The sequence below is a fragment of the Pseudomonas paraveronii genome (assembly GCF_963681955.1).
GTDB lineage: Bacteria > Pseudomonadota > Gammaproteobacteria > Pseudomonadales > Pseudomonadaceae > Aquipseudomonas > Aquipseudomonas paraveronii.
On sequence record NZ_OY817130.1, the window covers coordinates 5,238,650 to 5,251,774 of the forward strand.

Here is a 13,125-nt window from a genome sequence, read left to right on the forward strand (position 1 = left end):
AGCCCTGAAGGCAGGCAGCTTAATCCCTGCCCGACACAGGTCAAGTACTCAGGTACCGCCCAATCAAGGCAATGCCGCTGGCCAGCACCAGCCACGTGACCAATCGCACAAACGCCTCACGGGACATGCGCAACGTCAGCCGCCGCCCACACCACAACCCCAGGGCCATCGCCGGCAACAGGCAAACCGCCAGCAGCAACAGCGGCATGTCGGCATACACCCCGGCGATCAGGAACAGGCTCAGGCGCACCACGGTGCTGCAACTGATCAACGCACTTTGCGTGGCGCGCGCCGCGTCCTTGGGCAAACGACTGCTTAGGTAGATCGCATATAAAAAGCCACCACTGCCGAACAACGCACCAAACAAGCCGCCGACGGTGCCCATGGGAATCGCCCAGCCCGCCGCCAGTTGCGCCGGCCGGGCCTTCACCGCCAAGGTGTAAATCGCGTAGGCGCTGATAAACAGCCCCATCAACAACAGCAACAGATCCGAATGCAGGTTGAGCAAAAACACCACGCCCAGGGTGCAACCGATCGCCATGCACGGCAGCAGTCGCAACAGCTCCGGCTTGTTCACATCCCGTCGCGATTGCAGCAGGTTGCCGAAGGCCGCGATGAAATCCAGCAACACCAGCAGCGGGATGATCTTCGACAGCGGCATGAACATAAGCAGGATCGGCCCCGCCACCAGCGCCGTACCGAACCCGGCGATGCCAAACACGATATAGGCCACGGCAACGCCCAGGCCGATCACCAGCCAATCTGTACCGCCAAACGACCACTGACTCATCAGCTCAACCGGGCTCATGGGTAATTCCTTGAAAGAGATGTCCATCACTTTAGCCATCGGTGAGAGTTGCGACTAATATCTTCAAAGCCCTCCACCCATCTCGAAAAGGCATGAGTCTTGATTTCCACCCGCCAACTGCGCTACTTCGTCGAAATCGCCGACAGCGGCAGCTTCAGCGCCGCCGCCGAGCGCCTGTTTGTCGCGCAATCGGCCCTGAGCCGGCAGATCAAAGAACTGGAAAACCAACTGCACACCCCGTTGTTCGAACGCACCGCGCGCCAGCCTCGGCTGACCGCCGCCGGTGAAGCCTTTTATCCCAGGGCACGCAACCTGCTCAGCGAACTGCACAAGGCCAGCGAGATGGCGACGCAAGTGGGTAACGGCCAAGTCGGCACCCTGCGCTTGAGCCATTCGAGCACCGTGCCGATGAGCGGCCCGTTGTTGCGCGGCATCAGCACCTGGCTGGAGCGCTGCCCCGGCGTGTCGATGGATATCGCCAAGCTGTCCTCCGAAGCCCAACTGGAAGAAATCGCCGACGGTCGCCTGGACGTCGGTCTGCTGCGCCTGCCCGTACTGCGCCAGCGCGAAGGCGTGCGTGTGGTGCCTTTATACAGTGAGCAGTTACTGCTGGCCGTACCGCCGACCCACCCGTTAGCGCGCAGCCAGGCGCCGATCGAATGGGCGCAGCTCAGGGACGAAGCGTTTATCTCGGTCCCCCATCCCCAGCGCGGCGGGCTGAGCTATCTGTCGGCCGAGTTGTGCATGCGTGCCGGATTTTTCCCCAAGGCTGCGCGGGTCATGTCGCGCAAGACCACGCAGTTGCAGTTGATCCAGGCCGGCTTCGGTATTGCCTTGTTACCAAAATCGATGCAGGACATTGCCCCGGCCGCCGTGCATTTTCTGCCCCTGGCCGATCCGGACTGCTTGAGTACCGTGGCCCTGGCCTGCCCGCACACACCGGGCGCGTTGGTGGAGCAATTCTGTCAAACCTTGCGCGAATGCCTATAAACTGCCGCCCATGACTAAAGATCTCTTTCCATGATTAAAGACCCGTTCGCCCGCCTGGGCCTGGACCGCGAGGTCCTGACTGTCAGCCAACTCAACGGCCGTGCGCGGGTGTTGCTGGAAGACGTGTTCACCAATATCTGGGTCGAAGGCGAGATCTCCAACCTCGCCCGCCCGGCTTCCGGCCATGTGTACTTCACCCTCAAGGACAGCGGCGCCCAAGTGCGTTGCGCACTGTTCCGGCAGAACGCCGCACGGGTGCGCCAGGCCTTGAAAGATGGCCTGGCGGTGAAGGTGCGCGGTAAGGTCTCGCTGTTCGAGGGCCGTGGCGACTACCAACTGATCCTCGATACCGTCGAGCCCGCCGGCGATGGCGCGCTGCGCCTGGCCTTCGAGGCGCTGAAGGAAAAGCTCAGCGCCGAAGGCCTGTTCAGTGCCGAACGCAAGGTGGCACTGCCGGCCCATCCGCAGCGCATCGGCATTATCAGCTCGCCGACGGGCGCGGTGATCCGCGACATCATCAGCGTGTTCCGTCGCCGTGCGCCGCAGGTGCAACTCACCCTGATCCCCACGGCCGTACAAGGCCGCGAAGCGGTGGCGCAGATTGTGCGCGCGCTGAAGCTGGCCGACGCGCGAGGCTTTGACGCGTTGATCCTGGCCCGTGGCGGCGGCTCGCTGGAAGACCTCTGGTGCTTCAACGAAGAAGCCGTGGCCCGCGCGGTGGACGCTTGCGTGACGCCGATCGTCAGCGCCGTCGGCCATGAAACCGATGTATCGATCAGCGACTTTGTCGCCGACGTGCGCGCGCCGACGCCGTCTGCCGCTGCAGAACTGCTGGCCCCGGACGCCAGCAGCCTGGTGCGCCAGGTCGACAGCCTGCACCGCCGCCTGGTGATGCTGATGCGCAACCGGTTGACTCACGACCGCCTGCGCCTCGAAGGCATGGCTCGCCGCCTGCGCCACCCCGGCGAACGTCTGCGCCAGCAGGCCCAGCGCCTGGATGACCTGGACATGCGCCTGCGCCGCGCGTTCGAACGCAGCCTCAATACCCGCCGCGAACGCTTGATCCGCCTGGAAACCCGCCTCGCCGGCCAACACCCCGGCCGCCAATTGGCCTTGCTGCGCCAACGCCTGGACAGCCTCGCCGAGCGCCTGCCCCGCGCCATGCGCGAGGGCCTCAAGGCGCGCCGCCTGCTACTGCAAAGCCAGGTGCAGACGCTGCAAGTGGTCAGCCCGCTGGCGACCCTCGGCCGTGGCTACAGCATCCTGCTCGACGAACGCGGCCAGGCGATTCGCAATGCCGCGCAGACCCACACCGGCCAGCGCCTGACCGCGCGCCTCGGCGAAGGCCAATTGCAAGTGCGGGTGGAAGACAACCACCTGACACCCGTCACCCTTTCGTTATTGGATTGATCGATGCTACGTTTTTTTAGCCTGTTGATGCTGCTGTGCCTGACCGTCAACGCCCACGCCGACAGCTACATCTCCCGGACCTTGAACAAGCCGGTGCCGGGCGGTGTTGCCGTCGTCGACCTGGGCTCCTCGGCCGCCGCACCAAAAGCCACCTACCAGGGCAAGCCGGTTCTGGTGGTGAAGGAGCAGGCCAACTGGCTGGCGATTGTCGGCATTCCGCTGACGGTCAAACCGGGCAATGAACGCATCAGCAGCGGCGGGCGCAACCTGCCGTTTATCGTCGGTTACAAGCAGTACCCGGAACAGCGCATCACCCTGAAAAACAAAAGCCAGGTCAACCCCGCCCCGGCGCAGCTCAAACGCATCGAGGCGGAGCTGGCGGTGCAGATCAAGGCTTACCGCAGTTTCAGCCCTAACCTGCCAAGCAACCTGGTGCTGGACAAACCGGTCAACGGCCCGCTGTCGAGCAAGTTCGGCGTGCGTCGTTTTTTCAACGGCGAAGAACGCAATCCGCATTCAGGCCTGGATTTCGCCGTCCCCGCCGGCACGCCGATCAAGACCCCGGCGGCGGGCAAGGTGATCCTGGTCGGCAACTACTTCTTCAACGGCAACACGGTGTTCGTTGACCACGGCCAGGGCTTTATCAGCATGTTCTGCCATATGTCGAAGATCGATGTCAGCGTGGGCCAGCCACTGGCACGCGGCGCAGTGGTGGGCAAGGTCGGCGCGACGGGCCGCGCAACCGGGCCGCATATGCACTGGAATGTCAGCCTGAACGATGCACGGGTAGATCCGGCGATCTTTATCGGCGCGTTCCAACCTTGAATGGCCCGATTGCGCGGCCAACAAAGGCTGCGCAATTAAAGCAAGCACATGCTCAATCTCTAACCATAAAATCTCGTTTCCCACGCCAATAGAAGAACTTCTCTCAATTTTTCCGGACTACTTGCCATCTTTCACCTCTGGGGTTAGGGTTGAGCTTATGAAAACTTCTCACACCCTCATTCTGCTCCGTCAGCACCGCAGCCTGTGCCTTGTCAGCGCACGACTGCCAGGCTGAATCGATCTGCCTCGTCTCCCGCTTTATCCCCAATAACAGTTCCACGGCAGGCCGCCTTTTTTCGGCCCCTACTACAAAGGATTTCCCGATGAGCATGCTCAAAGACCCGTCTTCGAAGTACCGCGCGTTTCCGACCATCAATATCCCGGACCGCACCTGGCCGTCGAAAACCATCACCAGCGCGCCGATCTGGTGCAGCTCCGACCTGCGTGATGGCAACCAGTCGCTGATCGAACCCATGGATGCAGTCAAAAAGCTGCGCTTCTGGAAGACCCTGGTCGCCGTCGGCGTGAAGGAAATCGAAGCCTCGTTCCCGGCCGCTTCGCAAACCGACTTCGACTTCGTGCGCACCCTGATCGAAGGCAACCACATCCCCGAGGACACCACCATCCAGGTGCTGACCCAGGGCCGTGAAGACTTGATCGAGCGCACCTTCGAATCCCTGCGCGGCGCGAAAAAAGCCATCGTCCACCTGTACAACGCCACCTCGCCGTCCTTCCGCCGCATCGTGTTCAACCAGGACAAGGACGGGGTCAAGGCCATCGCGGTCAACGCAGCCAAGCTGTTCGTCAAATACGCCGCCCAGCAGCCGGACACCCAGTGGACGTTCGAATACTCGCCAGAGACCTTCAGCGCCACTGAGTTGGAGTTCGCCAAGGAAGTGTGTGACGCAGTGATTGAGGTGTGGAACCCGACGCCCGAGCACAAGATGATCCTCAACCTGCCGGCCACCGTTGAATGCGCCACGCCGAACATCTATGCCGACCAGATCGAGTGGTTCGGTCGTCATATCAACCGTCGTGACAGCGTGATCATCAGCCTGCACACCCACAACGACCGTGGCACCGGCGTAGCCGCCACCGAGCTGGGCCTGATGGCAGGCGCCGACCGTGTCGAAGGCTGCCTGTTCGGCAACGGCGAGCGTACCGGTAACGTCGACCTGGTCACCGTGGCGTTGAACCTCTACACCCAGGGCGTGAACCCTGAGCTGGACTTCTCCGACATCGACGGCGTGCGTAAAGTGGTCGAGGAGTGCAACCAGATCCAGGTGCATCCGCGCCACCCGTATGTCGGCGATCTGGTACACACCGCATTCTCCGGCTCCCACCAGGACGCGATTCGCAAGGGCTTCGCCCAGCAAAAAACCGACGCCCTGTGGGAAGTGCCGTACTTGCCGATCGACCCGGCCGACATCGGCCGCAGCTACGAGGCCGTGATTCGGGTGAACAGCCAGTCGGGCAAAGGCGGCATCGCCTACCTGCTGGAGCAGGAATACGGCATCAGCTTGCCGCGTCGCATGCAGATCGAGTTCAGCCAAGTGGTACAGGCCGAAACCGACCGTGTGGGCCTGGAGATGAGCGCTTCGCAGATTCACGCGCTGTTGCAGCGTGAATACCTGCAAGCCAACACGCCGTATGCGCTGGTCAGCCATCGCCTGCAGGAAGAAAACGGCAACAGCACGGTGGAAGTGGAAGTCTCGGGCAAAGGCCAAGGCGAAACCAACCTGCGCTGGCACGGCAAGGGCAACGGTGCGCTGGAAGCCCTGGTCGCCGGCCTGCCGATTGGCGTGGAGATCATGGACTACAACGAACACGCGATCGGTTCCGGCACCAACGCCAAGGCCGCGGCCTACATCGAGCTGCGAGTGAACGGCGAGCGTCCGGTGCATGGCGTGGGCATTGATGAAAACATCACCACGGCCAGCTTCAAGGCGGTGTTCAGCGCCCTGAACCGCTCGCTGAGCCAGGTGGAAGCGAAAGCGGCGTAAGCCTCGCTGTAATGCTGAAGGCCCCTGGGTGAGAACCCAGGGGCCTTTTTGTTGGGCTTTGGATGTGTGTTGTGTGTCGGGGCCTCATCGCGGGCAAGCCCACTCCCACATTTCGACCGTGTTTCTATAGGAAAAACGCGGTCAAAATGTGGGAGTGGGCTTGCCCGCGATAGCGGTCTGTCAGACAAATTGAAAGTTATCAGCATCCAGATTCGCCGGAAATTTGCTGCGATACGTCGCCAGTTCAGCCGCGTCCAGGCACACCTGGAACACCCCATCCGCCTCCCCCGCACTCAGCAGGTTCTCACCCTGGAAATCCAGCACCTGGCTATCTCCGGTATAGACAAAGCCCTTGCCGTCCGTGCCCACCCGATTCACCGCCGCCACATAACACAGGTTCTCGATCGCACGCGCCGGCAGCAACCGGTTCCAATGCTGGCGTCGCGCCCCTGGCCAGTTGGCGGTGTACAGCAGCAGATCGGTGTCCTGGGCATCACGACTCCACACCGGAAAGCGCAGGTCGTAGCAAATCAATGGGCGAATACGCCAGCCCTTTATCTCGAACTGCACCTGGCGCTCGCCGGGCGTGTAGTGATTGTGCTCGCCGGCCATGCGGAACAGATGGCGCTTGTCGTAATGCAGCACCTCGCCATCCGGCCGCGCCCATAACAGGCGGTTGCGATGGCTGCCGTCGGCCGCCTGGATGATCACACTGCCGGTGATCACCGCGTTGTACTTCGCCGCCTGGGCCTGGAGCCAGCGATGGGTCGGGCCATTTTCCGGTTCGGCCAGGGTGGCCGAGTCCATGGAAAAACCGGTGGTGAACATCTCCGGCAGGATGATCAGGTCAGCGCCCCGGGCCTGCTCCAGCAACAATTCGAAGTGATCGAGGTTGGCCTGGCGGTCGTGCCAGGCCAGGCTGGTCTGGACCAGGGCGATGTTCAGGTCGGGTAGTGTATTCAGATCACGCATAGTTTTTCGGCTGCTTGTTGCAGCGTCTCCTCGCGTTTGGCAAAGCACAGGCGCACCAGGCGCTGGCCTTGGGGTGGGTGCTGGTAGAACACCGAAACCGGGATTGTTGCCACCCCGTGCTCGCGGGTCATCCACAAGGACATGGCGACGTCATCCAGGTCCGGGCGAATCGCTGAGTAATCCACCAGTTGGAAGTAAGTACCGGTGACCCGATTAAAGCTGAAACGCGACGGCGTCAACAGGTCGCAGAACAGGTCGCGCTTGGCCTGGTAAAAGGCCGGCAACTCTTCGACGTGTTCCGGGTGCTCAGCCATGAAATCGGCCAACGCGTACTGCAACGGGGTCACGCCGCAGAAGTTGACATATTGATGCACCTTACGCAATTCGGCGGTCAGGGCCGGGGGCGCGACCACGTAGCCGGTTTTCCAGCCGGTGACGTGGTAGGTCTTGCCGAAGGAGCTGACCACGAACGCACGTTGATACAGCTCTTCGTGGGCCAGCACGCTGACGTGGGGCACACCATCAAACACCAGGTGTTCGTAGACCTCGTCGCTGACCAGGTAGATATCGCGATCGCGGATCAAGGCCGCCAACAAGTCCAGCTCGGCGCGGCTGATCAGTGCACCGGTGGGGTTATGCGGCGTGTTCAGGATGATCATGCGCGTGCGCGCAGATAACGCAGCCTGAATCTTTTCAAAGTCGAGGGTGAAGTTTTTCAGGTTCAGTTGCACGTGCACGCAACGACCGCCGGCCAACTCGACCGAGGGCTCATAGCTGTCGTAGCACGGGTCGAATACGATGACTTCGTCGCCGCTGCGGATCACCGCCTGAATCGCGCAGAAGATTGCCGCAGTGGCGCCTGGGGTGATGGTCACTTCGCTGTCGGGGCTGACCGTGGCGCCATAGCTGCGAGCGATCTTGGCCGCCACTTGCTGGCGCAGGGCCGGCAGGCCGGTCATCGGCGCGTATTGGTTATGGCCGCTGGCAACATGCTTGCCCACGGCATCGAGCAAACCCTGTGGGCCATTAAAATCGGGGAAACCCTGGGACAGGTTAAGCGCGCCGGTCTCGGCAGCGAGTTGCGACATGGTGGTGAAAATGGTCGTGCCGACATTTGGCAGCTTGCTGTTGATCATCGGAGGCCCCTGCAGGTGAGCCCCAAGTTTTAAGCTGCCAATTGCATCGGGTCAAGGCGCAAACCACCGCGCACAAAAAAGGGCTCGTAAAGAGCCCTTTTTGCGAGGTCGGAATCAGCGCTTGTCGCGGCGCTTCTTGTCGGCCTTCTTGTGGTGAGTCATCAAACGACGCTTCTTGTTCACCTGACGGTCAGTCAGTGTGTTCTTGTTGCCTTCGTATGGGTTCTCGCCACCCTTGAACTCGATACGGATCGGCGTACCGACCAGCTTCAAGACACGGCGGTAGGTGTTTTCCAGGTAACGCACGTAGGACTTGGGCACCTTCTCGATCTGATTACCGTGGATCACGATAATCGGCGGGTTGGCACCACCCAAGTGGGCGTAACGCAGTTTGATCCGGCGGTTGTTGACCATCGGTGGGGCGTGTTCGCCTACCGCGTCTTCCAGGATCTGGGTCAGACGGTTGGTCGGCCAGCGGGTCACTGCGGACTTGAACGAGTTCTGTACGGACGCGTAGAGGTTGCCCACACCGGTGCCGTGCAGTGCCGAGATAAAGTGGATATCGGCAAACTCGACGAAGAACAGGCGACGCTGCAGTTCGATCTTGACGAAATCGCGCTCGCTCGGCGTCATGCCGTCCCACTTGTTGATCGCGATCACCAGGGCCCGACCGGCTTCCAGGGCGAAGCCCAGCAGGTTGAGGTCGTGGTCCACCACGCCTTCGCGGGCGTCCATCACGAAGATCACCACGTTGGCGTCTTTGATCGCCTGCAGGGTTTTCACCACGGAGAACTTTTCAACTTCCTCGTGGATCTTGCCGCGCTTGCGCACACCGGCAGTGTCGATCAGCGTGTACTTTTCGTCGTTACGCTCGAACGGGATGTAGATACTGTCGCGGGTGGTGCCGGGCTGGTCGTACACGATGACACGGTCTTCACCGAGCATGCGGTTGACCAGGGTCGACTTGCCGACGTTGGGGCGGCCGATGATGGCGATCTTGATACCATCTTTTTCGCTCGGGCCAGGAATGCGCTTGGCTTCCTCACCTTCAGCGACGACCTCTTCTTCGCCCTCTTCTTCTTCGGCGTCATCCCTAGGGAAGTCGCGCAGGGCGATCTCCAACATCTGGGTGATGCCACGACCGTGGGCACCGGCGATCGGAATCGCATCGCCCAGGCCCATCGGGCTGAATTCGGCACGGGCCATTTCAGGATCGATGTTGTCGATCTTGTTGGCCACCACGTAGGAACGCTTGTTGCGCTTGCGCAGGTGCTCGCCGATCATCTGGTCGGCAGCGGTGTAGCCCGCGCGGGCGTCCACCAGGAACAACACGACATCGGCTTCTTCAATGGCCAGCAGCGACTGCTCGGCCATCTTTTCGTCCATGCCATGCTCATCACCGGAGATACCACCGGTGTCGACAATAATGTAGGAGCGCCCTTGCCACTTTGCCTCACCGTATTGGCGATCACGGGTCAAACCGGACAAGTCGCCGACAATGGCGTCGCGAGTCCTGGTCAGGCGGTTGAACAAGGTGGACTTGCCGACGTTAGGTCGGCCCACCAGGGCGATTACGGGAACCATGCGGCTCTCCACTTCGTTATTTCAGAAAATACAAAAGCCGCTGCAAGGCAGCGGCTGGTGCTCGGGGCGGCATTTGAAATGCCACATACCCTGCCCGACACTGGTTCCTGTAGGAGCGAGCTTGCTCGCGAAAAACCTGAGGACGCCGCGTTTATCCAGAAACCCGCGTGAGCGTTGACGTCCTTCGCGAGCAAGCTCGCTCCTACATTAAGCAATGAAGCAGGGCCGCCTGGGGGTAACCCCAAGCATAGTCAAACCTTTACTTGATGGTCAGGGCTTCCAGCTTGCCGCTGTTGCCAAACACATAAAGCATGTTACCCACGACCAGCGGACGCGCACGCAGGCCGTCACTGTCGATGCGCTCGCGACCCACAAAACGACCGTCAACCTGACTCAGCAGGTGCAGGTAACCTTCGAAGTCGCCTACCGCTACGTAGCTGGAGAACACTTCCGGTGCCGACAGTTGACGGCGGGCCAGAGAGTCGTTGCTCCACAGCGCAGTGGTGGAACGTTCGTCGACACTTTCAACGGTGCCAGACGACAGACTTACGTAGACGCTGCCAAACCCTTGGGCGACACCGGCGTAGCTGGAAGCATCACGCTGCCAGTTGACGCGGCCGCTTTGCAGGTCCAGTGCCGCGACACGGCCCTGGTAGGTAGCGACGTAGAGGGTTTCGCCGGACAGCAGCAAGCCACCGTCGATGTCGACGACGCGATCCAGTTCCGAACGACCTTGCGGGATGGCCACACGCGTTTCCCAGATCGGCACGCCGTTCTGGGTATTCAGGGCGACCACTTTACCGGTCGACAGGCCTGCAACGGCCAGATTATTGGTCACAACCGGACCACTGGTACCGCGCAGGGTCAGCACCGCAGGGGTGCTGTCGTACAGCCAGCGCTGTGCGCCGGTGCTGGCGTCGAGGCCGATCACACGGTCGTCCTGGGTTTGCACCACGACGATGTCGCCGTTGGTGGCAGGCGGTGCGAGGACTTCACTGGTCACGCGAGCGCGCCATTTCTCTTCACCGGTGCTGGAGTCCAGCGCCACGACTTCGCCTTTGAGCGTGCCGAGCATGACCATGCCGTAACCCACGCCGACGGCGCCGGATACAGGCAGTTCGAGGTCTTTCTTCCACTTCACGTCGCCGTTCATGCGATCCATGGAGATCACCACGCCGGTCACGTCAGCGGCCACAATGTTGTCACCGTCGATTGCCGGTACCAACATGTTGTAGGTTTCGCCCTGACCGTCACCGATGGAGCGGCTCCATTGCTTTTGCAGGACCACTTCTTCCTTGAAGCTGGTCAGCTCGGCCGGAGGCAGTTCTTTTTTACTGTTGCTGCTGCAACCCGCGGCCAGAACGGCCAGAGCCAGCAATGCTGCATGTTTCCAACGGATCACGTCACGCATCCCCTTTGGCCAAGTCGTCGAGCTTGATTTGTAAGCCACCGACCGCTGCTTCATCAGACAGCGCCGCCTTGGCTTTTTGGTACGCAGCATTGGCTTCGTCGGTACGACCCAATTGGACCAACAGGTCGCCCTTGAGCTCTTCGCGAGTGGCTACAAATGCCTTGTCAGCATCGCCGTCGAGCAGTTTGAGTGCTTCGTCGGCCTTGTTCTGTGCCGCCAATACCTGAGCCAGGCGCTGACGTGCGATTTCACCCAGGGTCGGGTTGGTCGGCTTGTCGGCGATGGCCTTCAGTTCGGTGACTGCATCATCCAGCTTGCCGGTGTCGACCGCGACTTTCGCGACGAACAGGCTGCCATATTGGGCGTAGGTGCTACCGCCAAATTCGCTCTTGAGCTTACCAGCCAGGTCTGCCACTTGCGCAGGATCGGGTTTGCCGCTCGGCGTCAGCGTGGTTTCCAGCAATTGCTGATAGAGGATCGAGGCGCCTTGGGACTGGTTGGCCTGATACTTGTGCCAGGCTTGCCAGCCGAACACTACCACTAAAGCCAGCAGGCCACCGGTAACCAGGGGCTTGCCGTTACGCTGCCACCAGTCCTTGAACTCGGCCAACTGCTCATCTTCAGTACTCGACACCCCAACACTCCTTAATCGCTAAATTCGGCTGTTCGACAGCTTCAACCCTGCACGACGCAGGTGGCCAAGTGCGCAGCGAGCGCATCAAAGGCAATGTTCTGTTGCTCGCCCTGGCCACGCAGGGGTTTGAAACCTATCACTTGCTGGGCCAATTCGTCATCGCCGAGGATCAGTGCGTAAAGCGCACCGCTCTTGTCGGCCTTCTTGAACTGGCTCTTGAAGCTGCCGGCGCCAGCATTGATCTGCAGGCGCAGGTTCGGCAGTTGGTCGCGCACTTTTTCGCTCAGGGCCAGGCCAGCCAGTTCGGCGGCCTCGCCAAAGGCGCACAGGTACACGTCCACCTGCCGGGAGATTTCTTCCGGAACCTGCTCAAGGGTTTCCAGCAGCAGGATCAGCCGCTCGATACCCATGGCAAAACCCACGCCAGGCGTAGGCTTGCCGCCCATCTGCTCGACCAGGCCGTCGTAACGGCCACCGGCACACACGGTGCCCTGGGCGCCGAGTTTGTCGGTAACCCACTCGAACACGGTCTTGCTGTAGTAATCGAGGCCGCGCACCAGTTTCGGGTTGATCACGTAAGGAATACCGGCGGCATCCAGACGCGCCTTGAGGCCCTCGAAGTGGATACGGGATTCGTTGTCCAGGTAGTCGGCCATCTTCGGCGCGTTGACCAGTACGGCTTGCGTGTCGGCGTTCTTGGTATCGAGGACGCGCAACGGGTTGGTTTTCAGACGGCGCTGGCTGTCTTCGTCCAACTTGTCCAGGTGGGCGGACAGGTACTCGACCAGGGCGACGCGGTAGCGGCCCCGGGACTCACTGGTGCCCAGGCTGTTGAGTTCAAGCTTGACCGCATCGCGGATACCCAGCAGGCCCCACAGGCGCCAGGTCAGCACGATCAGCTCGGCGTCGATGTCCGGACCGTCGAGGTTGAACACTTCCAGGCCGATCTGGTGGAACTGGCGATAACGGCCTTTCTGTGGACGCTCGTGGCGGAACATCGGCCCGATGTACCACAGCTTCTGCGGCTGGCCACCGCCGGTGAGGCCATGCTCGAGCACGGCGCGCACGCACGCGGCGGTGCCTTCCGGACGCAGGGTCAGGGAGTCGCCGTTGCGGTCTTCGAAGGTGTACATCTCTTTTTCGACGATGTCGGTCACTTCACCGATGGAGCGCTTGAACAGCTCGGTGAACTCGACGATCGGCATACGGATCTGTTTGTAACCGTAGTTATCCAGCAGACGCGCAACGGTGTTCTCGAAGTAGCGCCACAGCGGCGTCTGCTCCGGAAGGATGTCGTTCATGCCACGAATGGCTTGCAGAGACTTGCTCACATCTATTCCTTAAATTCGCTG

The 13,125-nt window shown here is 61.2% G+C and carries 11 protein-coding genes; 4 read left to right on the forward strand and 7 right to left on the reverse strand.

Annotated elements, in window-relative coordinates:
* Positions 1-40: 40 nt before the first annotated feature.
* Entirely contained in the window at positions 41-808 is a 768-nt protein-coding gene (locus U5A08_RS24130) for a sulfite exporter TauE/SafE family protein (protein ID WP_253398699.1), read from the reverse strand.
* Between the two features lie 99 nt (positions 809-907).
* On the opposite strand from U5A08_RS24130, the gene U5A08_RS24135 reads away from it, so the two are divergent.
* The 4 genes from U5A08_RS24135 to leuA all read left to right on the forward strand — a co-directional run bounded on the left by U5A08_RS24135 (position 908) and on the right by leuA (position 6,036).
* Complete coding sequence (locus tag U5A08_RS24135; RefSeq protein ID WP_253398701.1) at positions 908-1,798, forward strand: LysR family transcriptional regulator; 891 nt, start codon at positions 908-910, stop codon at positions 1,796-1,798.
* A gap of 30 nt (positions 1,799-1,828) precedes the next feature.
* Positions 1,829-3,208 (forward strand): exodeoxyribonuclease VII large subunit, encoded by a 1,380-nt coding sequence (gene xseA / locus U5A08_RS24140; protein WP_253398703.1) that lies wholly within the window; start codon positions 1,829-1,831, stop codon positions 3,206-3,208.
* Between the two features lie 3 nt (positions 3,209-3,211).
* Positions 3,212-4,033 (forward strand): peptidoglycan DD-metalloendopeptidase family protein, encoded by an 822-nt coding sequence (locus tag U5A08_RS24145; RefSeq protein ID WP_321848915.1) that lies wholly within the window; start codon positions 3,212-3,214, stop codon positions 4,031-4,033.
* A 323-nt stretch (positions 4,034-4,356) separates the two neighbouring features.
* Positions 4,357-6,036, forward strand: a complete 1,680-nt coding sequence (leuA, locus tag U5A08_RS24150) for a 2-isopropylmalate synthase (protein WP_253398707.1) — start codon at positions 4,357-4,359, stop codon at positions 6,034-6,036.
* 180 nt (positions 6,037-6,216) lie between these two features.
* Here the strand turns inward: leuA and U5A08_RS24155 are convergent, their stop codons facing one another.
* From U5A08_RS24155 to hisS, 6 genes are all read right to left on the reverse strand, one after another.
* Positions 6,217-7,008 (reverse strand): amidohydrolase, encoded by a 792-nt coding sequence (locus U5A08_RS24155; protein ID WP_253398709.1) that lies wholly within the window; start codon positions 7,006-7,008, stop codon positions 6,217-6,219.
* Positions 6,996-8,144: a pyridoxal phosphate-dependent aminotransferase gene (locus U5A08_RS24160; RefSeq protein WP_253398716.1), complete on the reverse strand. Its 1,149-nt coding sequence runs from the start codon at positions 8,142-8,144 to the stop codon at positions 6,996-6,998. Before U5A08_RS24160 ends, U5A08_RS24155 begins: the two co-directional genes overlap by 13 nt.
* Positions 8,145-8,258: 114 nt before the next feature.
* Positions 8,259-9,728 (reverse strand): ribosome biogenesis GTPase Der, encoded by a 1,470-nt coding sequence (gene der / locus U5A08_RS24165; RefSeq protein ID WP_321848917.1) that lies wholly within the window; start codon positions 9,726-9,728, stop codon positions 8,259-8,261.
* 259 nt (positions 9,729-9,987) lie between these two features.
* Positions 9,988-11,139 carry an outer membrane protein assembly factor BamB gene (bamB, locus tag U5A08_RS24170; RefSeq protein WP_017846172.1) on the reverse strand — a complete coding sequence of 384 codons (1,152 nt, stop codon included), beginning with the start codon at positions 11,137-11,139 and terminating at the stop codon, positions 9,988-9,990.
* A complete protein-coding gene (locus tag U5A08_RS24175; RefSeq protein ID WP_253398718.1) occupies positions 11,132-11,773 on the reverse strand; it encodes a YfgM family protein in 642 nt (213 codons plus the stop codon). The genes bamB and U5A08_RS24175 overlap by 8 nt, the downstream gene beginning before the upstream one ends.
* 41 nt (positions 11,774-11,814) lie before the next feature.
* The gene (hisS, locus tag U5A08_RS24180; protein WP_321848918.1) at positions 11,815-13,104 is read right to left on the reverse strand and encodes a histidine--tRNA ligase; all 1,290 of its coding nucleotides are present in this window, start codon (positions 13,102-13,104) and stop codon (positions 11,815-11,817) included.
* Between the last annotated feature and the right edge of the window lie 21 nt (positions 13,105-13,125).